Source organism: Streptomyces sp. NPDC127108, assembly GCF_042677545.1.
In the GTDB taxonomy this organism is placed as follows: domain Bacteria; phylum Actinomycetota; class Actinomycetes; order Streptomycetales; family Streptomycetaceae; genus Streptomyces.
This window is the reverse complement of the sequence record NZ_JBHXTE010000042.1, coordinates 66,297-91,625: the sequence shown is the minus strand read 5'-3', so window position 1 is coordinate 91,625 and position 25,329 is coordinate 66,297. Positions and strand designations below refer to the sequence as shown.

At 72.4% G+C, this 25,329-nt stretch carries 22 protein-coding genes; 8 read left to right on the top strand and 14 right to left on the bottom strand.

The features are described 5' to 3' along the window. Positions 1–49: 49 nt before the first annotated feature. On the bottom strand, positions 50–1,096 hold the full coding sequence (locus ACFVHO_RS30630; RefSeq protein WP_385721635.1) for a lytic polysaccharide monooxygenase: 1,047 nt from the start codon (positions 1,094–1,096) through the stop codon (positions 50–52). Positions 1,097–1,292: 196 nt separating this feature from the next. After that, on the bottom strand, positions 1,293–1,979 hold the full coding sequence (locus ACFVHO_RS30625; protein ID WP_385721632.1) for a response regulator: 687 nt from the start codon (positions 1,977–1,979) through the stop codon (positions 1,293–1,295). Between the two features lie 159 nt (positions 1,980–2,138). Between ACFVHO_RS30625 and ACFVHO_RS30620 the strand changes: the two genes are divergently transcribed. The 4 genes from ACFVHO_RS30620 to ACFVHO_RS30605 are packed head-to-tail and all read left to right on the top strand — an operon-like array spanning position 2,139 to position 5,671. Continuing rightward, on the top strand, positions 2,139–3,140 hold the full coding sequence (locus ACFVHO_RS30620) for a Bug family tripartite tricarboxylate transporter substrate binding protein (RefSeq protein ID WP_385721630.1): 1,002 nt from the start codon (positions 2,139–2,141) through the stop codon (positions 3,138–3,140). Next, positions 3,137–3,673, top strand: coding sequence for a tripartite tricarboxylate transporter TctB family protein (locus ACFVHO_RS30615; RefSeq protein ID WP_385721627.1), 537 nt, complete (start codon positions 3,137–3,139; stop codon positions 3,671–3,673). The genes ACFVHO_RS30620 and ACFVHO_RS30615 overlap by 4 nt, the downstream gene beginning before the upstream one ends. A 1-nt stretch (position 3,674) precedes the next feature. Beyond that, positions 3,675–5,183, top strand: a complete 1,509-nt coding sequence (locus ACFVHO_RS30610) for a tripartite tricarboxylate transporter permease (protein ID WP_385721624.1) — start codon at positions 3,675–3,677, stop codon at positions 5,181–5,183. Then, a complete protein-coding gene (locus ACFVHO_RS30605) occupies positions 5,180–5,671 on the top strand; it encodes a GNAT family N-acetyltransferase (protein ID WP_385721622.1) in 492 nt (163 codons plus the stop codon). The genes ACFVHO_RS30610 and ACFVHO_RS30605 overlap by 4 nt, the downstream gene beginning before the upstream one ends. A gap of 19 nt (positions 5,672–5,690) precedes the next feature. Here the strand turns inward: ACFVHO_RS30605 and ACFVHO_RS30600 are convergent, their stop codons facing one another. After that, the gene (locus ACFVHO_RS30600; RefSeq protein ID WP_385721620.1) at positions 5,691–5,843 is read right to left on the bottom strand and encodes a hypothetical protein; all 153 of its coding nucleotides are present in this window, start codon (positions 5,841–5,843) and stop codon (positions 5,691–5,693) included. Positions 5,844–5,969: 126 nt separating this feature from the next. Here ACFVHO_RS30600 and ACFVHO_RS30595 point away from each other — a divergent pair, with 126 nt between their 5' ends. Next, positions 5,970–6,599 (top strand): class I SAM-dependent methyltransferase, encoded by a 630-nt coding sequence (locus ACFVHO_RS30595; RefSeq protein ID WP_385721617.1) that lies wholly within the window; start codon positions 5,970–5,972, stop codon positions 6,597–6,599. 97 nt (positions 6,600–6,696) lie between these two features. Here ACFVHO_RS30595 and ACFVHO_RS30590 read toward each other — a convergent pair whose 3' ends face one another. Beyond that, complete coding sequence (locus tag ACFVHO_RS30590; protein ID WP_385721614.1) at positions 6,697–7,212, bottom strand: DUF402 domain-containing protein; 516 nt, start codon at positions 7,210–7,212, stop codon at positions 6,697–6,699. Continuing rightward, positions 7,193–8,125 carry a GNAT family N-acetyltransferase gene (locus ACFVHO_RS30585; protein ID WP_385721611.1) on the bottom strand — a complete coding sequence of 311 codons (933 nt, stop codon included), beginning with the start codon at positions 8,123–8,125 and terminating at the stop codon, positions 7,193–7,195. Before ACFVHO_RS30585 ends, ACFVHO_RS30590 begins: the two co-directional genes overlap by 20 nt. 73 nt (positions 8,126–8,198) lie before the next feature. Here ACFVHO_RS30585 and ACFVHO_RS30580 point away from each other — a divergent pair, with 73 nt between their 5' ends. Then, positions 8,199–8,591 (top strand): GntR family transcriptional regulator, encoded by a 393-nt coding sequence (locus tag ACFVHO_RS30580; RefSeq protein ID WP_385721608.1) that lies wholly within the window; start codon positions 8,199–8,201, stop codon positions 8,589–8,591. 82 nt (positions 8,592–8,673) lie between these two features. On the opposite strand, the gene ACFVHO_RS30575 is transcribed toward ACFVHO_RS30580, so the two are convergent. Further along, a complete protein-coding gene (locus tag ACFVHO_RS30575; RefSeq protein WP_385721606.1) occupies positions 8,674–9,768 on the bottom strand; it encodes a DUF5925 domain-containing protein in 1,095 nt (364 codons plus the stop codon). Between the two features lie 130 nt (positions 9,769–9,898). Here ACFVHO_RS30575 and ACFVHO_RS30570 point away from each other — a divergent pair, with 130 nt between their 5' ends. Further along, complete coding sequence (locus ACFVHO_RS30570) at positions 9,899–11,323, top strand: xylan 1,4-beta-xylosidase (protein ID WP_385721603.1); 1,425 nt, start codon at positions 9,899–9,901, stop codon at positions 11,321–11,323. A 103-nt stretch (positions 11,324–11,426) separates the two neighbouring features. Here ACFVHO_RS30570 and ACFVHO_RS30565 read toward each other — a convergent pair whose 3' ends face one another. The 6 genes from ACFVHO_RS30565 to ACFVHO_RS30540 form a co-directional block, all read right to left on the bottom strand. Then, positions 11,427–15,782 (bottom strand): lipopolysaccharide biosynthesis protein, encoded by a 4,356-nt coding sequence (locus ACFVHO_RS30565; protein WP_385721601.1) that lies wholly within the window; start codon positions 15,780–15,782, stop codon positions 11,427–11,429. Beyond that, on the bottom strand, positions 15,775–16,578 hold the full coding sequence (locus tag ACFVHO_RS30560; protein WP_385721599.1) for a polysaccharide deacetylase family protein: 804 nt from the start codon (positions 16,576–16,578) through the stop codon (positions 15,775–15,777). The genes ACFVHO_RS30565 and ACFVHO_RS30560 overlap by 8 nt, the downstream gene beginning before the upstream one ends. Beyond that, a complete protein-coding gene (locus tag ACFVHO_RS30555) occupies positions 16,575–17,615 on the bottom strand; it encodes a glycosyltransferase family 2 protein (protein WP_385721596.1) in 1,041 nt (346 codons plus the stop codon). The genes ACFVHO_RS30560 and ACFVHO_RS30555 overlap by 4 nt, the downstream gene beginning before the upstream one ends. After that, positions 17,612–18,424, bottom strand: coding sequence for a glycosyltransferase family 2 protein (locus ACFVHO_RS30550; RefSeq protein ID WP_385721637.1), 813 nt, complete (start codon positions 18,422–18,424; stop codon positions 17,612–17,614). The genes ACFVHO_RS30555 and ACFVHO_RS30550 overlap by 4 nt, the downstream gene beginning before the upstream one ends. A gap of 507 nt (positions 18,425–18,931) precedes the next feature. Further along, the gene (locus tag ACFVHO_RS30545; RefSeq protein WP_385721593.1) at positions 18,932–20,035 is read right to left on the bottom strand and encodes a GNAT family N-acetyltransferase; all 1,104 of its coding nucleotides are present in this window, start codon (positions 20,033–20,035) and stop codon (positions 18,932–18,934) included. A gap of 14 nt (positions 20,036–20,049) precedes the next feature. Further along, complete coding sequence (locus tag ACFVHO_RS30540) at positions 20,050–20,370, bottom strand: hypothetical protein (protein ID WP_385721590.1); 321 nt, start codon at positions 20,368–20,370, stop codon at positions 20,050–20,052. A 347-nt stretch (positions 20,371–20,717) separates the two neighbouring features. On the opposite strand from ACFVHO_RS30540, the gene ACFVHO_RS30535 reads away from it, so the two are divergent. Further along, positions 20,718–21,539 (top strand): SGNH/GDSL hydrolase family protein, encoded by an 822-nt coding sequence (locus ACFVHO_RS30535; protein WP_385721587.1) that lies wholly within the window; start codon positions 20,718–20,720, stop codon positions 21,537–21,539. A gap of 63 nt (positions 21,540–21,602) precedes the next feature. Here ACFVHO_RS30535 and ACFVHO_RS30530 read toward each other — a convergent pair whose 3' ends face one another. Together ACFVHO_RS30530 and ACFVHO_RS30525 are read right to left on the bottom strand one after the other, a co-directional pair. After that, positions 21,603–23,318 (bottom strand): serine/threonine-protein kinase, encoded by a 1,716-nt coding sequence (locus ACFVHO_RS30530; RefSeq protein WP_385721584.1) that lies wholly within the window; start codon positions 23,316–23,318, stop codon positions 21,603–21,605. Positions 23,319–23,360: 42 nt separating this feature from the next. After that, positions 23,361–25,313 carry a nickel transporter gene (locus ACFVHO_RS30525; protein WP_385721581.1) on the bottom strand — a complete coding sequence of 651 codons (1,953 nt, stop codon included), beginning with the start codon at positions 25,311–25,313 and terminating at the stop codon, positions 23,361–23,363. Positions 25,314–25,329 lie beyond the last annotated feature (16 nt).

Genomic DNA, 25,329 nt, shown 5'->3' with positions numbered 1-25,329 from the left:
TCACCACTCCCTGGCCGCGGATGACCTCCCTACGGCCGGGAGGGCCCGGTCAGCGGCCGTGACGGCCGCCGGTGGCCGCGCGGCGGCGGGTCGTCGCGAACATCGCGGCCGCGCCGACCGCGAGCACCGCGGCGCCGCCGATCGCGATGTACGGGGTGGTGCCGTCACCGCCGGTCTCGGCGAGGTTCTCGTCGGCGGCGACGGGCTTGCCCGCGGCGCCCTTCACCTCGGGCTGATTGCCGCCGGTGCCGGGGGCGGCCGCCGCGCCGTCCCCGGCGTCCGTGGTGTCCCCGGCGTCCTTCGCGGGCTTCGCCTCCGTGACCTTCGGCCCGGTCTTCGCGTCGCTGTCGCCGTGGCCGCGGTGCTCCACGGACGACTTGTCCGCGCCGTCGGCTATGTCCTTCTCGGAGGGTGCGGAGGCGACGGGAGCTGCGGCCCCGGCGCCCGATCCGCCGCTGCCCTTGCCGCCGAACACCACGTCGGAGCAGGTGTAGAAGGCCTCGGGGGAGTCGGAGCGCTGCCAGATCGAGTAGACCAGGTGGCGGCCGGACTTGGCGGGCACCTTCCCCTTGAAGACGTAACTGCCGTTCACCAGCTTCGGGTCGGTGACCTTCGCGAAGGGCCGCGCCTCCAGGTCCGACCACTTCAGGGGCTTCTTCGGGTTGTACGAGTCCTTGGTGACGTACAGCTCGAAGGAGCCCCGGTGCGGGGCGGTGGCCCGGTACTTGAAGGTGTGGTCACCGGCGGTGAGCCTGGAGGACGGCCAGTCGGCACGCGGCAGGTCGAGCCCCTTGTACTTGTCGTTCCCGGCGCTGCACAGCTTCCCGTCCGGGATGATCTGCTTCGACTTGCCCGCGGCGTTGGCGATGTTGACGCCGTTCCAGTCGTACAGGGCCTGCGTCCCGCCGGCTGCCACAAGTGCCTTGCACGCGGCCGACTTCGGCGCCTCGGGCCCCTCCTGGAAGCAGGCGGACACCCGGCTCACCGGGTCCGTCATCGACCCGTGCGCGGCGGCGGGCGACGCGGAGAGCACGGTCAGGGCGAGCGGGGCGACACCCGCGACGGCGAAGGCGACGACCTTGCGAGCTGCGGTCATGGGGGGATCTCTCCTAGGGCGGCGAACAGATGGGGGCGGACGAGTCGCGGGCCCCTGCGGCGGGCGGGGCGCGAACCTCGCGGCGATCAGCAAGCTAGCCGCCGGGATCCCCGAATTCGCCTGCTGGGACCGGCTGGAGGCGATCCTTATGCTCGCGTTAAGGACCCCCTCAGCCTGCCCTCAGGTCACCCGCCCCTCACCCCACCCACCGGTACCGCCGCTCCGGCCGCCCCGCCCCGCCGTACCTGAGGGTCACCTCCGCGCGGCCGGTGTCCGCGAAGTACTCCAGGTAGCGGCGGGCGCTGACGCGGGAGAGGGAGCCCGCCTCCGCGCACTCCGTGGCGGAGAGGCCGGCGGGGTGGGCGCGCAGGGTGTGCTCCACCAGCTCCGCGGTGTGCGGGGCGAGGCCCTTGGGGAGTTCGCGGGAGCCGGGCGGGCGGGTGCCGAAGATCTGGTCGACGTCCTCCTGACGGGCCTCGGCCAGGCCGTCCAGGCGGGCGCGCAGGGCCGCGACGTGCCGCAACTGCTCATGCAGGGCGGCCTGGTTGAAGGGCTTGATCAGATAGTGCAGGGCCCCGGCGCGCAGCGCGGCCCGGACCACCTCCGCGTCCCGCGCGGCCGTGATGAACAGGACGTCCACCGGCGCCCGCCCGGCATCCCGCTCCTCCGCCGCCCGCAGCTCCCGCAGCACCGCGATGCCGTCCATGTCCGGCAGATACACATCGAGCAGGATCAGGTCCGGCCGCAGCCGCTCCGCCGCCCGCAGCGCCTCCGTGCCGCTGTGCGCCACCCCCACCACCGTGAAGCCGTCCACCGTGGCGACGTACCGGCCGTGCAGCTTGGCGACCATGAAGTCGTCGTCGACGACCAGCACTCTCGTCATTGCCGGGCCCCCCTCGCCCCTCGTCGTCGCCGCAGGTTACGAGCGTGACCACAAGGACCACAACGTCCGTTGATTCCGGAAGAGAGACAGCTTCTTAACGCGTGGGCAACATGTGGGCCACTTCACACATGTATCCGGTCAGACAGGTGGTGGCACCCCGTGCGACTCCGCACCCCCAGGCGACTACGCGTCCCCCTCGCCCTGCTCGGGTCCGCGCTCCTCGTCCTCGTGGGGCCGCCGCTGCTCACCACGGGCAGCGGCGACGACACCGGCACGAAGATCCCCGGCCTGCGCCTCATGGTCCCCAACACCCCCGGCGGCGGCTACGACATCACCGCCCGCACCGCCGCCAAGAACGCCGAGGACGCCGGACTCACCCACAACATCGAGGTGTTCAACCTGCCCGGCGCCGGCGGCACCGTCGGCCTCAGCCGCCTCGTGAGCGAGCACGGCAACGGCAAGCTCGCCATGTCCATGGGCCTCGGCGTCGTCGGCGCCGCCCGCTCCAACCACGCCCCCAAGACCCTCGCCGACACCACCCCGATCGCCCGCCTCACCGAGGAGCAGGACGTCGTCGTGGTCTCGAAGGACTCCCCGTACAAGACCATCGGGCAGCTCGTCGACGCCTGGAAGGACAAGCCCGGGAAGATGCCCGTCGGCGGCGGCTCCTCGCCCGGCGGGCCCGACCACATCGCCCCCATGCTCATGGCCCGCGCCGCCGGGATCCCGCCCAAGGACGTCAACTACGTGCCGTTCGACGGCGGCGGCGAACTCCTCGCCTCGATCCTCGGCAGCAAGGTCGCCTTCGGCGTCTCGGGCGTCGGGGAGTACCTGGACCAGATCAAGTCCGGCGAACTGCGGCTGCTCGCCGTCACCGGACCGAAGCGGGTCAAGGGCCTCGACGGGCCGACCCTCAAGGAGTCCGGCTACGACGTGAACTTCACCAACTGGCGCGGCATCGTCGCCCCGCCCGGCCTCTCCGACGCCGAACGCGACAAGCTCACCGGCCTGATCCGCAAGCTGCACGGCTCCAAGGAGTGGCGCGCGTCCCTGGCGAAGAACGGCTGGGACGACGCCTTCCTCACCGGCGAGAAGTTCGGCGACTTCCTCGACGCCCAGGACAGACGCGTCGTATCCGTACTGAAGGAGCTGGGGCTGTGACGACCACCACCGAACCGACCGCGGAGCAGACCTCCACCCGCCGCGCCTGGCTGCGGGAACACTCCGAACTCGGCGTCTGCGTCATGCTGCTCGCCCTCGGCGTCGTCGTCCTCACCGACGCCCTCACCATGGACGTCGCCCTCACCCAGCGCGGCCCCGTCGGCCCCCGGACCGTCCCCGTCGCCGTCGGCACCGGACTGCTCGTCGTCTCCGTCCTGCTCGCCGTCGACGTGCTGCGCGGCGGCCGCGGAGAGGCCGAGGGCGGCGAGGACGTCGACCTGTCCGAACCCGCCGACTGGCGCACCGTCCTGCTGCTCGCCGGGGTCTTCCTCGCCACCGCCGTCCTCATCGAACCCGTCGGCTTCCCCGTCGCCGGAGCACTCCTCTTCTGGGGCGCCGCCTACGCCCTCGGCAGCCGCGCGGCGCACCGCGACCCACTCATCGCCGCCGGGCTCTCCCTGGCCACGTACGCCCTCTTCAACAACCTGCTCGGAGTGCCGCTGCCCGGCGGCCCCCTGATGGGAGTGCTGTGACATGAACGCCTTCAGCTCCCTGATGGACGGCTTCGGCACCGCCCTCACCCCCATGAACCTCCTGTGGGCCGCCGTCGGCGTGCTCCTCGGCACCGCCATCGGCGTCCTGCCCGGCATCGGCCCCGCGATGGCCGTGGCGCTGCTGCTCCCCGTCACCTACGGGCTCGAACCCACCGGCGCGTTCATCATGTTCGCGGGCATCTACTACGGCGCCATGTTCGGCGGTTCGACGACCTCGATCCTGCTGAACACACCGGGCGAGAGCGCCGCCGTCGTCGCCGCCATGGAGGGCAACCCCATGGCCAAGTCCGGGCGCGGCGCCCAAGCCCTCGCCGCCGCCGCCATCGGCCACTTCGCGGGCGGCATGATCGGCACGGTCCTCCTGGTCGCGCTCGCCCCGAAGGTCGCCGACCTGGCCGTCGACATCGGCGCGCCCGACTACTTCGCCCTCATGGTCCTCGCGTTCATCGCGGTGACGTCGGTGCTCGGCTCCTCCCGGATCCGCGGACTCGCCTCCCTCCTCATCGGCCTCACCCTCGGCCTGGTCGGCCTCGACCAGATGACCGGCCAGCAGCGCCTCACCTTCGGCTCGCTCCAACTCGCCGACGGCATCGACGTGGTGATCGTCGCCGTGGGCCTGTTCGCGATCGGCGAGGCCCTGTGGGTGGCGGCCCACCTGCGCCGCACCAGCGGCCGGGCGATCCCCGTCGGACGCCCCTGGCTCGGCAGGCAGGACGTCAGACGCACCTGGAAGTCCTGGCTGCGCGGGCCCCTCATCGGCTTCCCGTTCGGCGCGATCCCCGCGGGCGGCGCCGAGATCCCCACCTTCCTCTCCTACGTCACCGAGAAACGCCTGTCCAAGCACAAGGACGAGTGGGGCAAGGGCGCCATCGAGGGCGTCGCGGGACCGGAGTCCGCGTCCTCCGCGTCGGCGGCGGGCACCCTCGTGTCGATGCTGACCCTCGGCCTGCCCACCACGGCCGTCGCCGCCGTGATGCTGGCCGCCTTCCAGCAGTACGGCATCCAGCCCGGACCGCTGCTCTTCGAGCGCGAGTCGGAGCTGGTGTGGGGCCTGATCGCGTCCCTGTTCGTCGGCATGGTGCTGCTCCTCGCCCTGAACCTGCCCCTGGCCCCCGTGTGGGCGAAGCTCCTGCGCATCCCGCGGCCCTACCTCTACGCGGGCATCCTGTTCTTCGCGGCCGTCGGCGCGTACGCGGTCGGCGGGGAGGCGCTCGACCTGGTCGTCCTGCTGATCATCGGCCTGATCGGATTCGGCATGCGGCGCTACGGACTGCCCGTCCTGCCCGCCGTCATCGGCGTCATCCTCGGGCCAGGCGCCGAGCAACAGCTGCGCCGCGCCCTGCAGATCAGCGACGGCAGCGTCAGCGGCCTGGTGGACACGCCGTTCTCCGTGTCCGTGTACGCCGTCGTCGCGCTGATCGTGCTGTGGCCGCTGCTGCGGAAACTGGTGCGCGGCCTGCTGAAGTCCCGTCGTAACGTGACGGGATGACAGACAGGATCAACGCGGCCGAGACCCCCGGCGCACCCGCCGTCCGCCTCGCCACAGCCGCCGACGTGCCCGCCGTGAAGGCGGTCACCGACGCGGCGTACCACCACTACATCGAACGCATAGGCCGGGTGCCCGCCCCCATGGAGTCGGACCACGCCGCGAACGTGGCCGCGGGGCGGGTGCACGTCACCGAGGACACGGCGGGCACGGTCGTCGGCCTGGTGGTCCTGTACGCCCACGAGGACCACCTCTACCTGGACAACATCGCCGTCCACCCCGACGCGGCCGGGCAGGGCATCGGGCGCGTCCTCCTCGAATTCGTCGAGGCGCACGCCCGGGCCCTTCGCCTGCCCGAGATCCGGCTCTACACCAACGCCATGATGTGGGAGAACCAGAAGATCTATCCCCGGTTCGGATACGACTTCGTGGAGCGGCGCGTGGAGGGCGTCTACGACCGCTTCCACTACCGCAAGAGGCTCACCGACTGAGGCGGGCGCCCGCCCCCGGCTACTCGGTCGGCCACCAGACGCGCAGGACGTCTCTGCGGACCTCGGGGCGCTCGCGGGGCAGCCGCTGGGCGCCCTCGCGGGCCTCCCGGCTCTCCCTCGCGCGGCGCGCGGCGGACTTCTCGACGGTCTTGTGCACGGTCACTCGGCGCATGACGGCCTCCCTGCCTACCTCGTCGTGCCGTACCCACCGAAGAGCTCGGTGACACAGCGGTAGACCAGTTCCGGGAGCGTTTCTCATCGCGGGTCGATTGTCAGTGGCGCGTGTCACGATCGGCGCATGAGCTTTGACGTGGGCAATCGCGCGGGGGACGACGGCCTAGGCATCGACTGGGACGCGCAGGCCGCGGCGTTCGACGACGAACCGGACCACGGCCTGCGCGACCCCCTGGTGCGCGCGGCCTGGGCCGACCGCCTCGCCGACTGGCTGCCGGACGCACCGGGCGACGTCCTGGACGTGGGCTGCGGCACGGGCACCCTGTCACTCCTCGCCGCCGAGCGGGGACACCGCGTCACCGCGGTCGACCTCTCCCCGGAGATGACGAAGCGGGCCCGCGCCAAGCTCACCGCCCACGACGCCCGCGTCCTCGTCGGCGACGCGGCCCGGCCCCCCGTCGGCGACCACCGCTTCGACGCGATCCTGGCCCGCCACGTCCTGTGGATGCTCCCCGACCCGGACGCGGTCCTGCGCCACTGGCACACCCTCCTCCGCCCCGAAGGCCGCCTCATCCTCATCGAAGGCGTCTGGGGCACCCTCAGCCCCGTCGGCATCCCCGCCCCCCACCTCATCCGCTCCCTGACCCCCCTGGTCCCGCACACGCACACGGAGCGCCTGTCGGGCGACGCGCGACTGTGGGGGAGAACGGTGGCCGACGAGAGGTACGTGGTGGTGGGGACGGCGGCGCCTTAGGTTCGGCCATGGGGGGAAAGCCCTTCCGGCGATTGAGGACGAGGCCGGAGGCCGATTCGGTGGGAGCCGGGGTGGGGCGCGGCGAGGCGCACCTGGATCACGCGGACGGGTGGGTCCGGGGGAAGTTGCCGCCCGCCTTGGCCAGTTGTTCCAGGGCGTCCAGGGCCGCGAGGGCCGCGGCTGCCGCGGGTGGGTCCGTTTCGGGGAGGGGGCTCGCGGCGAACTCGTCCTCGTCCAGGCGGAGGATCGTGGTGCCGTCCGCCGAGCACCAGAGGTCCAGGTCGAGGTCCTCCACGGTGAGGACGGCGCCCTCGCGCACGGCCGGGCGGGTCACGTCGCAGTACCAGCCCTTGAGCGTGCCGTCCGCCGCGTACACCTCCTTCACCGCGTACCAGCGGTCCCGCCAGAAGTGCTCGACGAACACGTCGCCGGGCTCGAAGCGCACGAAGCCGAAGTCCCGTACGCCCGCGCCCGCCCAGGGCGCCCGCACCGTGACGCGGGTGCCGTCGTCCGACAGGAGCCGCGCCGGATAGCGGATCTTCGTGCGGCCCGCCTTGCGCAGGACGACCTCCACGTCGGTGGCGGGGATCTGCTCAGCCGAGGGTGCGGACATGACGTACCTCCGTGTCACAGATCTCGTAGCCGAACCACTTGTTGATCGCGAGCATCGGGCCGTTGTCCGCGTCGTTGCCGGTGAACGCCTCCGTGAACCCGGCGGCCCGCGCCCGGTGCAGCGAGTCGTTCTTCGCCAGCTTGGCCAGCCCCCGCCCGCGGTGCGCCCGAGCCGTGCCCGTCATCCCGCTCGCGTACCGCGACGCGTCGTCCGTGCGTGCCAGGCTGAACGCCGCGGGCCGCCCGTCCACCACGGCCACCGTCGTCAGCTCCTGGTCGACCAGGGGGTGGTGCCAGGTCTCGGCCAGCCAGTGCTCGTAGTCGGTGAACTCCGCCGCCACGTCGCTCGGTTCGTCCGCGACCGTCTCCGCGTCCAGGTCGAACAGGGGGCGCGCGTCGACGGCGAACTCGGCGCCGCTGCGCAGCTCCACGCCGGGCGGCGGCTCCGCCAGGGGCGGCAGCTCGCCGTTCGCCAGGTCCAGGCGGAGGAAGTGCGCGGACCGGCTCGCGCGGTAGCCGCGGCGCGCGGCGAACGCGCGGTTCTCCTCGCTGTCGAGGACCCAGGAGTACAGGGTCGTCGCGCCCTTGCCCGCCAGGTACTCCTCCGCCGTGCGGACCAGGAGCGAACCCGCTCCGACGCCCCGGTGCCCCGGGTGGACGTAGACGTTGGCGAAGCTCTGGCCCGGCTCCGGGCTGTCGTACGCGATGCCGGTCTGCGCGGTGCCGACGACCTCGCCGTCCACCTCGGCGACCAACTGGAGGTAATGCGCGTCGGGATGGGCGTGCGCCGCGTCGAACGCCACGGACGCGGACGTGGCCAGCATGGCGGGCACGCAGACGCGGCGGACCGCCGCGAACGCGGAGCTGTCCGCGGGATCGGTGGGGCGCAGGGCGCGGACCAGGACTTCTGTCATGGGCCGGACGGTAGTCGGGCCGCGCGGGAGCCGCCTCTCCTTTTTCCCGCGCGGGGTGCGGGACAATCGCCGCGTGACGCTGAAGATCGTGATCGATGAAGGTGCGGAGGGGCGGGCCGCGGCCGCGCCGTACGAGCAGGTGCGGGCGCAGATCGCTGCGCAGGCCCGGAGCGGGAGCCTTCCGGTGGGCTACAAGCTGCCCACCGTGCGCGGGCTCGCCGAGGGCCTCGGGCTCGCCGCCAATACCGTCGCCAAGGCCTATCGGGCGCTTGAAGAGGACGGGGTGATCGAGACCCGGGGAAGGAACGGGACGTTCGTGGCCGCCGCGGGGGACGCGGCGGCCAAGGGTGCCGCTTCGGCCGCGCAGGCCTACGCGGAGCGGGTGCGGCGGCTCGGCCTCTCCGAGGAGGACGCGGTGGCCGCCGCCCGGGACGCGCTGCGCGCGGCCTACGGCTCCGCCGGCTGAGGCTCTCCAGGGGGAAGGTCAGGCGAGGTCCCATACGTACAAGGCCGGCCGAGGTCCCATACGTACAAGGCCGGCCCAGGCCCTACAGGTACAAGCCCGCGTCGGCCCCGTCCCGTGCGGCGGGAAGAGCGGTCGGCGACTGCCCCCGGCGCAGCGCGTACAGCTCGGCCAAGGTCGCCCCTTCGCGGGACACGCCCTCGGACGTGCCGAGCCAGTCGACGGACTCGGCGAGGGTGAGCGGGCCGACCTCGATGCGGGCCAGGCAGCGGCCGGGGCGGACCACGGCCGGGTGGAGGCGCTCCAGGTCCTCGTTGGTGGTGACGCCGACGAGGACGTTGCGGCCCTGGCCGAGCAGCCCGTCCGTGAGGTTGAGCAGCCGGGAGAGCGCCTGGCCCGCCGTGTGCTTGGCCTCGCCTCGGATCAGCTCGTCGCAGTCCTCCAGGAGCAGCAGCCGCCAACGCCCCTTCGCCGTGCCGTCGTCCTCACCGATGGCGATGTCCATCAGATAGCCGACGTCGGTGAACAGCCGCTCCGGGTCGAGGACGCAGTCCACCTGGCACCAGTCGCGCCAGGACCGCGCGAGGGTGCGCAGCGCGGACGTCTTGCCGGTGCCGGGCGGCCCGTGCAGCAGCAGGAGGCGCCCCGAGATGTCCTCCGGCGTGGTCTTCATCAGCTTGTCCATGGCGTCGGCGACCGGCGCGGTGTAGTTCTCCCGCACCTCGTCCCACGTGCCCGCGGAGATCTGCCGGGTCGTGCGGTGCGGCCCGCGCCGCGGCGAGACGTACCAGAACCCCATGGTGACGTTCTCCGGCTGCGGCTCGGGGTCGTCCTGCGCCCCGTCCGTGGCCTCCTTGAGGACCCGCTCGGCCAGCTCGGCGCTGGTGGCCGTGACCGTGACGTCCGCGCCGCGGTTCCACCGGGACACGAGCAGCGTCCAGCCCTCGCCCTCGGCGAGCGTGGCGCTGCGGTCGTCGTCGCGGGCGGCACGCAGCACCGTCGCGCCGGGCGGCAGCAGCGCGGAGCCGGGCTTCACGCGGTCGATGTTGGCGCTGTGCGAGAACGGCTGCTCGCCCGTCGCGAAGCGGCCGAGGAACAGCGCGTCCACGACGTCGGACGGGGAGTCGCTGTCGTCGACGTTGAGCCGGATCGGCAGGGCGTCCTGAGGGTTCGCAGACATGCCGCCATGATCCGTCACGGGTGCGCTTCCGTGCACGCGGTTTCCCCAGTGCGCCACCCCGCGCGCCGTGGAGCCGACACTCGCGCGGAACCGCCCCCACCGCGAGGGCACGCCGATACGCTTGCCCGTGATGGGACGTCATGGGTGGCAAGTGGATGCACGGCGGTGGCGTCTCACCGCCTTCGTCGGTGTGGCGATGGCCGCGCTGGCCCTGGTCCTGACCATGCTCACGCTGCCCGAGGGGGAGCGCGGCAGCACGGCGGGCACGACGCCGGACGGCGACAAGGTGTACGGCACACCGGCCCCGACCCGCGGTGAGGCACGGCCCGACGTCGGCTGGGGCTTCACCCACACGCAGTACAGCGCCAACGAAGGAGACGACGAGGCGGTCGACCGGGTCCAGAAGCTGCTCGCCGACCAGCCGCGCCCGCTGCCGCAGATCCAGCACGTCATGGGCTGGGGCGCGGGCAACCCCGAGCCGGTCAAGGGGCGCTACGACTTCGAGGCGATGGACCACCGGATGGACTTCATCCGGGCCACCAAGGGCACGCCTGTCGTCACCCTGTGCTGCGCCCCGGACTGGATGAAGGGCGGCAAGCCCGGCTCCGACAACACGAACTGGAGCCAGGACTCCCTGGAGACCGCGCCCCGGCCCGAGCACTTCGACGACTACGCCGCCCTCGCGGCGACCGTCGCCAAGCGCTACCCCGACGTGCGGCACTTCCTCGTCTGGAACGAGTTGAAGGGCTTCTGGAACTCCGCCGAGGCCCGCTGGGACTACGAGGGCTACACCAAGTTCTACAACCTCGTCTACCAGGCCCTGAAGAAGGTCAACAAGGACATCCAGGTCGGCGGCCCCTACCTGGTCATGGACAGCGTCGACCCGCGCGGCCCCGACGGCTCCTCGGAGTCCGTGGAGGGCCCGTGGGGCCGCCTCGACCAGCGGTCCGTCGAGGCCTTCACGTACTGGAACAAGCACAAGGACGGCGCCGACTTCGTGGTCGTCGACGGCGCCAGCTACACCGAGGACGACGAGCTGCTGCCCGACGAGTTCGGGGCCACCGAAAAGTTCACGGCGGTCGGCCGCTGGGTGCGCGAGCAGACCGGCGACCTGCCGCTGTGGTGGGCCGAGTACTACGTGGAGCCGGGCGACCGCCAGGACAACCGCGACGACTGGGCCGAGGAGCGCCGCGTCGCCGTGCACGCCTCCGGCCTGATGGCGATGGCGCGCGGCGGCGCGACCAGCGGCTTCTACTGGAACCCGCAGAAGCGGGCCGGGAGTTGCGCGGGCTGCCTGTGGAGCCCCACCCAGAGCGCCGACGGCGGCCGCGAACAGCCCATGCTGCGACTCCTCGCCCGCTTCTCCGACGCCTTCCCGCCCGGCACCCGCTACGAGAAGGTGGACGTCGCCGAGGACGACGCGCCGAACGTCCGCGTGCTCGCCGACGACAAGACCGTGCTGGTGGTGAACACCCTCGACCGGAAGATCAGCGCGAAGGTCGACGGCAAGCGGTTCGACATGGCCGGGTACGAGGTCAAGTGGCTGACGAGGTGAAGCGGCTGACGAGGTGAAGTGGCTGACGCGCTGAGCCGCCTCACCGCGTGAGTCCCTCCGGCCGCGCGCCCGGCCCCTCCGGGTCCCGCTCCGCCGCCCCGTCCTACGCCATCGTCAGGAACCGCTGGATCAGCGACGCCACGAACACCGCGAGCAGCGGCAGCGAGAACCAGAAGCTGCTCTGCAGCCAGCGCTGCTGACCCACGCTGGGCGCCGCCGCGACCCGCACCACCTCGCGTGCCGCGAGCAGCACCATCAGCGCGAGCACCGCGAGGGCGCCCACCACCGTCCACGGCGTCCACGTCACCTTCGGTCCGACGGCGCCCGGGTCGGCCTCGGTGACCGGTCCTTCCGGCTGCTCGCGCAGCGCGTACAGGCTCGCGTCGGCGTTGCCGTAGACCTTCTTCAGCTCCGGGCGCTTGTCGAGGTTGCGGGCGAGGCGGGTGTCCCAGTTCGCCGGATAGCCGGTGTCCATCTGCAGATAGACGGTCTGGCTCCGGTTGATCATGAGGTACGAGTTGGGGCCCGCGTCCTTGAGCGCCTTCACCAGGCCGGACACCAGGACCGGATCGGGCGGCGCGAGTGTCGGCACGTACTCGACCTTCTCCGCGTCCTGCTTGCCCCAGGGGATCGCGGGCGTCACGTTGTTGACGGTGTCGTTGCTCATCCACAGCAGCCGCACCGTCGGGTCGTCGTGCGCGTACACGTACTCCATGGCGGCGACCTCGCCGGTCCTGACCCGCTCGAAGGGCTCGTTGCCCCAGCGCGCCACCAGGAAGCCGCCCACCAGGACGAGACCCGCGAGCAGCGCGGCCAGCGGCGCGAGGCTCACCTTGTCCCGGTCGCGCTCCTTCTGCGTGACGCCGGTGCGCGGGAACAGGGCGAGCGCGGCGAGCAGCGCGGCGCCCGGCAGCGCGAACATGAAGACGCGCAGCGCCATCTCGCCGCCGTACGACTGCATGCCGAAGCCGAGGAACGGCACGAAGGTCAGGACGAGCAGCGACACCTCGCGGTACTTGTGCCCGCGCCTGCGCAGCCAGCCCCAGCAGGCCATGGCCATCACGCCGCCGGCGAGCGCCACCCGGACGTACAGCACCAGCTTGTGCGTCGAACTGCCGCCCTCGATCCGGCCGGACACCGACGACGACACATTGCCGCCGACGCCGCCGACACCGCCGAAGAGCTCGTCGAAGTGCCCCGACCAGTACGGCTCGGCGAAGAAGCCCAGCCAGACGGCGACCATGACGCCGCACAGCAGCGGCAGCCCGCGCAGCTCGCAGCGGCGCAGCAGGACCAGGGCGGTGAGGACGCCGAGCATGACGAACGGCGTCAGCTGGTGCGCGGGCACCGTGCCCGCGAAGAGCCCCAGGAGGACGAGGAGCAGCACCGCCTGCTGACGGCGGTCGGCGGGTTCGACCTCGGCCTCGCCGGGCCGCCGCTTCGTCCAGAGCACGCGCGGCGCGCGGAACCACACGAGCAGGATCGCCACGAACGCGATGTACAGCAGATACGTGAAGCCCTGCGGCGAGAAGTAGTCCTGGCCGACCCAGCCGCTCAGGACGAAGATCCACAGCCCGGCCCACTTGGCGCGCCAGCTCGCCCGCAGGGAGCGCGTGAGCAGCAACATCGGGGCCAGGTAGAGGAGTTGGATGACCGTCGGCCACCAGCGGATGACCTCGGTCAGGTCCGAGACCCCGCACGCCTCGGCGAGGAACGTGGCGGCGGCGAAGAAGCCGGGCCAGCTCCAGCGCGCGTCCAGGTCCGGCACCGCCGTGCCGGTCCGGTCGATGTACTCGATGAAGCCCAGGTGCTGCCAGGCCGTCGCGAACCGCGGCTCGGTCTCGATGACGGCGGGCAGCGCGTGCAGGGACACGACGGTGGCGAGCAGCGTAAGCAGGAGCAGCCAGCGGTGCTGCCGCTCCAGCCACAGCAGCGACGCGAACACGCCCACCATGAGTGCGGCGCCGACCAGCGTCGGCAGCGGCAGCACGGAGACGATCCCGAGCCCGCCCATCCGGTCGAGGTCGCCCTCGTCGAGCCCGAACGCCGGTACCCAGTACAGGCCGAGGGCGAGGAGCAGCAGGAAGCCGAGGACGAGGGGCCTGCGGGGGGTGCGGGACGGGCGCGGGGTGGGCGCGGCGGCCGGGGGAGTCGGGGTCGGGGACAGCGGGCCGGGCTTTCCGATGGTGGCTGGTTCGGTGGTGCCCGGTCCCGAGGGGCCCGGAACCGTGGCGCCGGGTCCTGCGGCGCCCGGACCTGTGGCGCCCGGCCCGGTCGTGGGCCGTGTCGCGGGCGGTGTGCCGGGCGGACCGGCCGTGGGCGGCGGCACGGCGACGGGGGGCGCCTTCGGATCGGCCACGGTCGGCCAGGGCTCCTTCACGGGCAGGCCCATCGGGTCGAGGTCGAGGTCGCTGTCGGCGATGGGGCGGCCCGCCGAGTCGGCGGGGCTCTCCGTGTCCGGGTGGTTCCCGGCGGCCGAGTGGCTCTCGGCGCGCGAGTGGCTCTCCGCGCGCCGGTGGTGCTCCGCGTCCCTCGGGCCCGTCCCGCCGACGGGCTCCGTGACCGACGCCGGCCCGGGCGAGGCACAGCTCTCCGACCTGCCGGACCGCTCCCGCGCCATCGACTTGTCCGGCGCCTGCGACCGGCTGTCCGGTACGTCCGACCGGCTGCCCGGCGCCTCCGACCGGTCCGACGACCTGTCCGGGGCGGGCCGTTCCGAAGTGGACCCCTGCGCGCCCGCGCGCACCCCCGCGGCGGGCGTCGTGCGCGCCGACCGGGCCGCCCAGGTGGGCCGGTGCCCCTCCATCTCGTCCCCCTTGCCCGCTCCCACGGGCCCTCGCGCCGTCGGGCCCGGACGCACGTCCGGGCGGCGTTCCTGGTGCTCCAGGTCGATCTGGACCGCCAGTTGAAGTGTGTCGGAGTCCAGGGACTCGCGCAGCGCCCACGCGGGGCCGTGCCGCCGCTCCTTGTGCCCGGTGTGCCCGGCGTGCCCGTGCCCGGGGCGCTGCGGGGTGAGTTCGACGGTGGTGCTCGCGGACACGTCCCCGGTGCCGAGGTCCGCCAGGTCCCCGTCCGGCGCCGCGCGGTCGGCGGCCGGGGCCGCGCGTGTGATCGCGTACAGCTTGGGCGCCGCGATCGCCACGATCACCGTGAGGCTGGAGATCTCCGCGACGCCCGCGCCGGTCAGCCCCATCCGGGGGAGCAGCAGCAGCGTCAGGCCGAGCACGAGCGCGCACAGCAGGCCCTGCAGCCAGGCGAGCCCGGAGGTCCGGCTCTGCGCGCGCAGGACGGCGAAGTACGTCTCCATGACCACCCGAAGGAGTGCACCCACCGCGAACCAGCGCAGCAGCGGAGTGGCCGCCTCCGAATAGCCCTGGCCGAACACGTGCAGGATGTACGGCGCGCCCACGAAGAGGATCCCGCACACCGGGAGCATGATCCGCGCCATCCGGCGCAGCGCCGCACGGGTGTTGGCGGCGAGCCGGGCCGGGTCGTGCGCGCCCTCGACGGTCAGCGACGCGCCCATGTTGATGGCGAGCAGGTTCGTGGTGCCGCCGATGGTCGTCGCGATGTAGAAGTACGCGTTGTCGGCGGAGCTGACCTGCGCGGCCACGATCACCGGCACCAGATAGACCACGGCGAGGGAGCACAGCGAACCGGTGTAGTCACCGGCGAGGAAGCGCCCCATCTCGCGCAGCGTCGGGGGAGTGGTCCTGTCCTCGGTGGCCCGCACATGGCGCGGCACCAGGCGCCGGAAGACCAGCCAGCCCAGCGGCACCACCGAGAAGGCGATCGCGGCCACCCACGACACGAACACCCCGGCCGTCGGTATGGCCGCCGCGAAGGCGATCAGGAGCCCGAGCTTGACGACGGAGAACACCGTGTTGCCGACCGGCACCCACAGCGCGTTGCGCAGCCCGGTGAGCACCCCGTCCTGGAGGGTCAGGAGCGACCACGCCACCACCGCGCCGACGAAGCAGATCCCGGCCACAGGACCGTGCAGGAAGCGGTACGAAGGGCCCCACAGGCCGAGCGTGGCCAGGAAGACGAGCGCCGCACAGGCGACGACGACGGAACTCATCGCGTACGTACGGAAGATGAGCTTGCCCGTGGCGCGGCCCGCCACGGGGATGAAGCGGGCGAGCGCGCCCATGAGCGTAACGGCGGTGATGCCCGCGAGGAGCTTCATCGCCGCAATGGCCGCCGAGCCCTGGCCGACCGCCGATTCCGAGTAGTACCGGGCGGCGGCCAGCCAGAAACCGAGGCCGAGCAGACCGGAGATGCCGGTGTTGAGCATGAGCGCGTAGGCGTTGCGGAACAGCGGGTTCCCGCCGCCGCTCCGGCCCGCTCCGGGCAGCCGCATTCTCCGGACCCGACGGCTCTTGCCGGACGGCGGTGTGCCGTCCGTCTGCGCGTCGGTCCCGGTGACCGCTGCCTGTGCGGTGGTCGTGTCAGACACGGGGGCGAGCTGCCTTCCGGCGGGCTTGTCGGGCTCTGCGGACGATGGCGTATCCCTTGCTGAGCACCCGGTCCCTGGCGAAGGACCGGACGATCGAGCGGCCGAGCAGCAGCCGTTCGAACTCCCCGATCCGGGTGCCGCGCCGCACCGTCACCCGTCGCAGCGCGTACGGGCCCTGGCAGCGCCGCGCCAGGCCGTTGCCCACGGCGAGGGACTGACCGAACCCGGCGCCGCGGACCGCGCACCGCACCCGGCGGCTGGAGTAGCCGTAGGGGTAGGCGAACGACACCGGCGGGGTGCCGAGTTCATCGGCGAGGATCTCACGACAGCGCACCAGCTCGAACCAGAGCGCGTCGTCGGAGAGCTGGTCCAGCTGCGGATGCGTATGGCTGTGCCCCCCGATCTCCGTGCCGGCCGCGGCCAGTTCGCGCACCTGGTCCCAGCCGAGCATGGTGTCGAGGCCGCCGCCCGTGTCGTACTTCCCCGGGAGCCAGCCCGTCGCCACGAACAGCGTCGAGCTGAAGCCGTGCCGGGCGAGCGCCGGGAGGGCGTGCCGGTGCACGCCCTCGTAGCCGTCGTCGAAGGTGATCAGGACCGGCCGGGTCGGCAGCGGGCGCCCGGGTTGACGCCAGTGCCAGGCCAGTTGGGAGGTGGTGAGCGGGGTACAGCCGAGGGCGCGCACCACCTCCATCTGCTCCGCGAACGCCTCGGGCGAGACGGACAGGTCGTGCGTCGCCTCGTTCGGGTGCGGGGCGACCGCGTGGTACATCAGGATCGGTATCCCGCCGGTGCTCATCTGCCGCCCTCACCGCCTCTCGTCCCCGTGCCCCGGGTGCCCTCGGTGCCCCGCGTCACGGGGCCCGGGCCGGTCACGTCGACGACGGCGAAGGTCGCCCCCGCCCGCCGCGCCCGGACGCTCCCGACGACGTACCCACCGGCCGCCGCCATCACGCCCGCGACGATCGCCCCCGCGCGCCCGGCGCCACCGGGGCGCGCGAGCACCGCGTCCCGCAGTCCACGGCCGACCCCGGCCGGGAGCACCCGGGTGGTGTACCGGCGCTCGGACTCCAGGCCCTTGTCGGCGCCGACGCTCCGGGACACCAGGGCCTTGGACAGGCCCTCCGCGTAGGCACGGGTGCGGAAGTAGCCGAACCGCTCCCGGGCCGCGGGCACCCGGTGGTGGATCACCGCGCGGTCGTCGATGAGCAGCACGGCGTCGGGGCGGGCGCGGGTGAGCCGGATGCACAGCTCCGTCTCCTCGCAGCCCAGCGGGCGCTTGTCGCCGTCACGCCCGATGCCGGTCGCGAAGCCGCCCGCGATCTCGAAGGCGGAGCGCCGGAAGGAGGCGTTGCCGCCGAGCACGTTGCGCACCGCGACCCGGCCCGTCGGGTGGCCCCGGTACATGCACCCGACGACCCAGTCGAACTCCTCGGGGAACCAGCGGGGCCGGCGGCCCGACTCCCAGGCGGGCAGCGTGCGGCCGCCCACGGCGAGGACCCGCGGGTCCTCGTACCCGGCGGCGAAGTGGCGCAGCCAGTCCCGCTCGGCGACGGCGTCGTCGTCGAGGAAGGCGACGATCTCGCCGCTGGACTCGGCGATGCCGGTGTTGCGGCCCGCGGACAGGCCGCGGGGGCCCGCGTTGGCGAGCACCCGCACTCCCTGTGTCTCCTTGTACTCCTTGGCCAGGCGGTCCAGGAGCGGCGTGTTGTGGTCGACCACGAGCAGGGTCTCGTGGGCGGTGTGGGACTGCGCGCGCACCGAGGCGACCGCTGCGAGGATGTCCTCCCAGCGGTCCTCGGTGTACGCGCACACGACCACCGAGATGGAGATCAAGAAGCCTCTCCCTGGTGCCGTGGCTGGGGCGCGGCCTTCGAACCCTGGCGCTGCGTACGCTTGTTGGAGCGCTCGGTCAGGATCACCTTGAGCACGCGCAGTCCGTCGCGCACGGCGCTGAGGTTGCTCACGCCGTGGATGCGCAGGTACTCGTGGCTCGGGATCTCCTGCACCTTGAGCCCGGCCTTGACGACGCGGATGTTCATCAGCGTCTCGACCTCGAAGCCGGTGCAGTCGAGTTCGATCTTGTCGAGGCAGTGCCGCCAGAACGCGTTGTAGCCGTAGCACAGGTCCGTGTAGCGGGCGCCGAACTTGGCGTTGACCACGGAGCACAGGACGTGGTTGCCGAGCTTGCGGATGAAGGTCATGTCGTCGGTGCCGCCGCCGTTGGCGAAGCGGGAGCCCTTGGCGAAGTCGGCGCCCGAGACGAGGGCGGAGACATAGCTGACGATCTCGTGGCCGTCCGCCGACCCGTCCGCGTCGACCATCACGATGATGTCGCCGGTGCAGGCCTCGAAGCCGGTGATGAGCGCGTCGCCCTTGCCCTTGCCGAGCTGGCGCACCACCTTCACGTCCGGCCACAGCTCCCGGGCCACGGCGACGGTGTCATCGGTGGAATTACCGTCCACCAGTACGACTTCATGGATCCACTCGGGCAGCGTCTTGAACACGTAGGGAAGGTTCTCCGCCTCGTTCATGGCGGGAATCACGACGCTCACCGGTGGCGCAATCGCCAGATGTGAGGAAACCGGACGGTATTCGTGCTGACTGGGAATGGCGGGCAATCCCGCTATGGCGGTCCCTTCCATTGGTCCGGTCTTTTCCTTCGACCCGTCAGGAGTGTTCGACGACGGTTCGATTAAAGGATCTTGCCCCCGGCCGGCCGGGCGCACAGCAGAACTCATGAGTCTGATCCCTCTCGTCCGGTGGACCACCCGCCCCCGGGCAGTCCGGTTGTGGATCCGGTTCGAAAGGGGGGATTCTCACTGCGGTCATGGCGGAATGGATTTCCGGGCACGCCGAGTGAGCTGGCATGACTGCGCGGCACGTGATCCGGCAGGAATTCGATCACCGGACACGAGCACCCCCCTACAGCGCCCCGCCCCGGAACCATCGCGGTCTTGAGCCCTCCCCTAGACCGACTGCCGATGGACCGATGCGGGTGGATGTACGACGGTATTGATGCTTGCGACCGTATGGCAAGACCTGGAACGGGGTCTCACGTTTTCGGATATTTGACCGTTCTCTTTGGACACCACGGGAGTGTCCGGATCACCCATCACCCCTGGCGTTCCTTGGCACTTCCTGCGCGCTTCTTAATCGTTCCGGCGCCTGGCTCTGATCTTTCCCAGGCGTTTGAGCAGGCGATCTGCGGGTCCGAACAATTCCGGTCGGCCTACGACGGTATTGCGCAGCGCCCGTACGGGTGCCCGGTGGACACGATGTCCGATTGCAACGGGGTGGCGCAGCGCCACCCACCCTTCCGACACCATGAGTTCACGTGTCTTCAGGGAGTCCTTCCACTGCTTCTGGCCACGCCCGAGGTCGATGTGCGCGATGCCGTCGGCGGCGGCCGCCTCGGCCATGTGCAGATGCAGCAGGAGGCCTGGTGAGTACCGGGCGAAGTCCGGGTCGTACGCCGGGAACCAGCAGACCAGGACGCGCTCGCTGCGCGGACCGAAGTGCGCGGCGATCGGCGCGCCCCCGGCGTAGAGCACGGAGAGGACGCCTGCGAAGGAGTCGCCGCGGCTGTGGAAGAGCTGGTGCACGAGGCGCGTGATCCAGTCGTGCGCGAAGCGGTCGCTGCGGCCCGTCCTGCGGTACTGCGCGGACTTCCAGGCGATCAGCTTGCGCAGCGCGGCCGGGTCGCGCTCGTCGTGCACGTAGCGCACCTCGCCGTGGTCGCGCTGGAGCCTGCGGCCCTTGGCGAGGGTGGAGCGGAGGAACTTGGGGGATCGGGCCCGCACCCGGGCGAGATAGCCCTCGTAGCCCTCGTCGAGGTCCATCACGGGGGAGGCGAAGCGGCCGGACGCACCGGTCTCGAACGCGTCCTGGCCGGCCGCGAGATGGTCGAACTCCCACATCGCGAGCCCGCAGTCACGGAGCAGCCCCCGGGCGTCCCACGCGAAGCCGGGCCGGTGCACCAGGCCCTGGCAGTCGGAGACGCCGAGGCCGACGGCCCGGCCCACGCCGGTTCTGGATCTCTGGAACGGGAAGTACGCGGCGGGCTCGCCGTCCTCCCGGGCGACGGCGACCCGCACGTTCCTCCGGACCCGCGCCATGGCGAGGGTGAACTCCGGTGCCAGGAACGGGTTCGAGAGGTCGGGCGACCCGTTCAGATGAGCCTTGGACTGCATGGCCGTCCATGCCGCCCGGTCGGCTGCGGTGAGCTCGCCGGGGCGGTGCACGGTGACCTCCACGTCATCACGTCCGTCTATCTCGGGGCGCGGTGACGCCGTCGCCGCGCCAGGGCCGACAGGAAGACGAGCACGCTGAGCGCGCCGACCGCCGCGACGCCGCCGCGGATCGACCACACGTGCAGCGCCAGCATCGTCTGGGCGACCACCAGGTCGACCACGAGCGCCCCGCTGCCGCAGGCAACGACGCGGGCCCAGGTGTCGAGCCCCCGCAGCCACGGGGACAGGGCGAAGCCGGGGGCCGCGAGCAGGAAGAAGAGGACGAACGGGGCGCGCAGCGGCGAGGAGAGGTCGAGCAGCGCGAACGCCGCACCGACGCATCCGGCGGCCACGGCCACGCCCGCGAACAGTGGTGTCAGATCCGCGGACGCCGCTGTGCGCGGCCCTCTGTCAGGGTCTTGGTCCGGCCGTCCTGTACCGGAAGACGCTGACTTGATCCTGATGGTCTGCATGGGCGACTTGCCCCCCGAAGCGCCGGATGCCGGGCTTCAATGTCGCTCAGTTCGCGGCGGCCCGTCAAGATGCGGAGACGGTGTGCAGATGTTCGTTGTCGGACTGTAGTCCGATCGGTGAACTCTCCTGGCGGGCAAGGGAATTACTGAAGAATTGATTGACATGGACACTATCGGCAACGGGTGGTGCGTGCTACCACTGTCGAGGCAGAAATCCTGCTAAGGGAGGTTCCATGAGATTGTCCCGTTTCACGGCATACGCTTCCTCGCTCCTCCTCGCCGCCGCCTGCACCCTCACCGGGGTGGCCACGGCGCACGCGGATTCCGGTGACGACCGGGCCGCCGCCCCCGCCTACGTGGCGCTCGGCGACTCCTACTCCTCGGGCGTCGGCGCCGGCAGCTACGACAGCGGCAGCGGAAACTGCAAGCGCAGCACCCGCTCCTACCCGGCGCTGTGGGCCGCCGCCAACTCGCCGTCCAGCTTCAGCTTCACGGCCTGTTCCGGCGCTCGGACGGGTGACGTCCTGAACAACCAGCTGGGGCCGCTGAACTCCGGCACCGGACTGGTGTCCCTCTCCGTCGGCGGCAACGACGCGGGCTTCGCCGACGTGATGATGACCTGCGTACTGCAGTCCGAATCAAGCTGTGTGACGCGCGTCAACCAGGCCAAGGCGTACGTCGATTCGACGCTGCCCGGCCAGCTCAACCAGGTCTACTCCGCGATCAAGAGCAAGGCGCCGTCCGCCCGCGTCGTCGTCCTCGGCTACCCACGCTTCTACAAACTCGGCGGCAGTTGCCTGGCCGGGCTCACCGAGGGCGAGCGCCGTGCCATCAACGGCGCCGCCGACCACCTCAACACCGCCACCGCCAAGCGCGCGGCCGACCACGGCTTCACCTTCGGTGACGTCACCACCACGTTCACCAACCACGAGATCTGCTCCAGCGACTCATGGCTGCACAGCGTGAACTGGGGCAACATCGGCGAGTCCTACCACCCGACCGCCGCGGGCCAGTCCGGCGGCTACCTCCCGGTCTTCCGTGGAGCCGCTTCCTGACGGTCCGTCACGACCCGCGGCGGCACCGGCCGCCGCTCCGCCGGACGCACTGATCGTCCGGACTCACTGATCGTAAGGAGAGGAGGAGTCCCCACCGGTGGTCGGGGGCTCCTCCTCGCACGTCACGGAGTACGCGACGGAGTTCGACGTCGCGGTCAGCGGGCTGCGGACCTCGACCCGCACGCTGCCGCGGTGCGTCCCGGGATCCGTCCAGGCCGGCACCTCCACATGGTTGACCTGCTTGCTCTTGCCGCCGCCCGACGGGAACGAGAGCGTCTTCCAGCCCGGGTCGCTCGACTCGCCCTCGGCGGTCACCCACCGGTACTGCACGCCCACCGGCACCCGCCCCACGGTGAAGGTCGCCGCGAACGACGGCGCCTCGCCGGACGGCACCGGGCACGCGCCCGTGTACGAGGTGCGGTGGCCGGTGACGCTGACGCGCACGGACTGGGCGGGGGTGGTGGTGCCGCCGTTCCCGCCGCCGCCGGTGGAACCACCGTTGCCACCACCGCCGTTGGTGCCGCCGTTGCCGCCGCCTCCGCCGCCGGACCCGCTGTTGCCCCCGCCGTCGGACCCGCCCCCGCCGTTGCCGCCCCCGTCCCCTCCGGCGCCGCCGTTGGTGCCGCCGTTGCCGCCGCTTCCGCCGCTGTTCGAGCCGCCGGTCGTGCCGCTGCCGCTGTCGGCGCCGCCGTTCTTGTCACCCGGATCGTCCTTCACCAGGGCGTAGGTGACACCGCCGATCGCCAGGGCCACGGCGGTCAGGCCCGCGACGAGCACGGCGGTCGTACGACGCGAGCGGGACTGGGGCGTCGTGGTCGTCGTGTCGGTCGTGGGGGTGGTGCCGGTCGGCGCGGACGAGGCGAAACCGCCGGGCGGCGGTGGCGGAGGGGGAGTGGGGTCGTGCCGTTGGGGTGCGGCGACCGTCGGCTGGTACGAGGCCGAGGGCTCCGTGCGCGGTGCGTGGCCCTCCGCCACGAGCCGCAGATCCCGTTCGGTGTCCGCCGCGAGCGCGCGCTCCGCCGGGTCCTTGCGCAGCAGACCCTCGATGACCGGAGTCAGCGGCCCCGCGCGGCGCGGCGGCGGCAACTGCTCGTCGACGACGGCCCGCAGCGTGCTCAGCGGGGTGTCCTGCCGGAACGGCGAGACGCCCTCCACGGCCGCGTACAGGAGCACGCCGAGGGACCACAGGTCGGACTCCGGTCCCGGGCGGTGGCCCAAGGCCCGCTCCGGGGCGAGGAATTCGGGCGACCCGACGACCTCGCCGGTCATCGTGAGCGCCGAACTCCCCTCCACCATCGCGATCCCGAAGTCGGTGAGCACGACCCGGCCGTCATTGGACAGCAGGACGTTGCCGGGCTTGACGTCGCGGTGCAGCACCCCCGCGTCGTGCGCGGCGCGCAGCGCGCCCAGGACCTCCGCGCCGATGTACGCGGCGCGCTGCGGGGTCATCGGGCCCTCGGCCTCCAGGGTGTCCGACAGGGACAGACCGCGCACCAGCTCCATCACGATCCACGGGCGCCCCTCGTCGGTGGCGACGTCGTACACCGTCACGACATTGCGGTACGGGATCCGGGCCGCGGCCCAGGCCTCCCGTTCCAGGCGGGTGTAGAGCCGCTCGACCTCGCTCGCCGGGAGCCCCACGGGCGCGCGGACCTCCTTGACGGCGACCTCGCGGCCGAGCACGTCGTCCCGGGCCCGCCACACCGTGCCCATGCCCCCCTCGCCCAGCGGCGCCAGGAGGCGATAACGCCCAGCGATCACTCGCGCTTCATCGGACACGAGCCCCCCATTCGCAGCCGTGCGATTCTCCACAAAAGTAGCTCAACCGAGCGCTGTTGCGGCCCCTTTGAACACCAATCCGCACCCGAGCGCGAGCACCACGCACGCGGAGCCCAGCGGTGCGAGGCGCCGGGTGAGCCCGGCGAGCCGCACCCGCCCCGCCCGCCTCCGCGAAAGCCGCCGCTCCGCCACCGCGGCCACCCGCGTCCCCATCCGCACGACGAGGAACCCGGCCGCCGTCAACGTGATCGCGAGCCCCGCGCCGTACGCGAGCACGAGCAGGAGCCCGAACCAGGCCTCGCCGAGAGCGGCGGCGCCGACGAGCACGACGACGGCGGAGGGGCTGGGGACGAGACCACCGGCGAAGCCGAGGAGCAGGGTGCCGCGGAGGGTGGGGGGCGCGGGCGGATGCTCGTGGCTGTGCCCGTGCCCATGGGAGTGGTGGTGATGCGCATGCCCATGACTGTGCCCATGACTGTGGGCATGAATGTGGCCGTGACTGTGGCCATGGGAGTGACCGTGGGAATGCCCATGCGAATGACCGTGGGAGTGACGGCGATGTCGCCAGGCCCGGCGGAGCAGGACGGCGCCCGCGCCGGCGACGAGGAGGCCGCTGGCGACGCCGAGCCAGGCGACGACGGAGGGGGCGGCGGCGGAACCGCCCGCGACGAGGAGCCCGAGCGCCACGACGCCCAAGGTGTGGGTGACGGTGACGGAGGCGGCGAGGGGCAGCACGTCACGCAGGGAGGCGGTGCCACGGGCGGCGGCGGTGGCGGCCATCAGGGTCTTGCCGTGCCCCGGGGCGAGGGCGTGCAGGGCGCCCAGGAACAGGGCGGTGCCGAGGGCCGCGGCGGCGAAGGTCCAGGTGAGGTCGTGGCGGGCGACGAGACGGGTGAGGGCGTCGGTGGCGGCGCGGGGCAGGGCGGAGGCGGGTGGTGCGGGGTCGGCGGCGAGGGCGGGGCCGCCGGGGCGGACGCGCAGGGTGGCGGAGGTGGTGTCGGGAGGGGAGGAGGTGAGGCGCTTCGGATAGCGGGTGAGGGAGCGGGAGGCGGAGGTCGCGGGTACGTCCGTGTCGGTGAGGGTCATGCGGTCGCCGCGGGCGGTGATCTCGCGCCAGCCCGGGGTGGGCTGGCCGGTGGAGCGATAGGTGAGGGCGAGGTTCTCGCCCTTCGGGAGCGGGGCGGCGAAGCGGCACTCGACGCGGACGGTGGGAAGCCCGGCCTGGCCGGTGCGCACGAGGGCGCGGGCGGCGCGGGACCGGACGGGGACGGGGCGCCCGCCGAGGGCGACGCGGGTGCCGGCGGCGGCCTTGCGACACCGCTCGGCGGCCCAACTGGCCGCGCCCGCACGCTTGATGCCGGGTTCGGCCTGGGAGGCGGGGATCTCGGCGAGGTCCTCGACGTGGTCGACGCGGAGGCGCCCGGGGGCCAGGGTGAGGGCGTCGTGCTGGTTGACGGTGAAGTTGCCGAGGGGATGGGCGGAGGCGGGTGCGGCGGGAAGGAGGAGGGCGCCGCAGAGCCCGAGGAGGACGGCGACGAGGGCGCGGCGGGCCCAGGTGGTGGCGCGCTCCCGGGTCCGGGTCCGGCTTGCGGTGCGCGTCCGACGAGGGGTGAGCGTCCGACGAGGGGCGAGCGTCCGACGAGGGGCGAGCGGTCCCCCCGGTCGGCCCCGTCCGGGACGTGGCCCCCGTCGTACCCGTCCGCCCCCGAACGGCGAGAGCCACCGAACGAGCCCCGCACGACGCCTTGGCGCGTCGACGGCAAGCGCACCGCTCTGGGTGCGCGGATTCGCCTCTGGCTCGGCGTCGGGTGCGGGGTGGCCGGGCAGGGATGCCGTCCACGGGGTGGCACTCGCCCGACTGCCCGGGGCACCGGGGTCTGCCTGGGGCTGACCGCTCAGGGTGCCGGGATCGGCCTCCGGTTCACTGTCCGGTGCGGGGTGACGGGTGGGTGGGTGGGGGCTGTCCGCCGCGGAGCGGCGGGACAGGAACGCCACCCACCGAACCGCACCC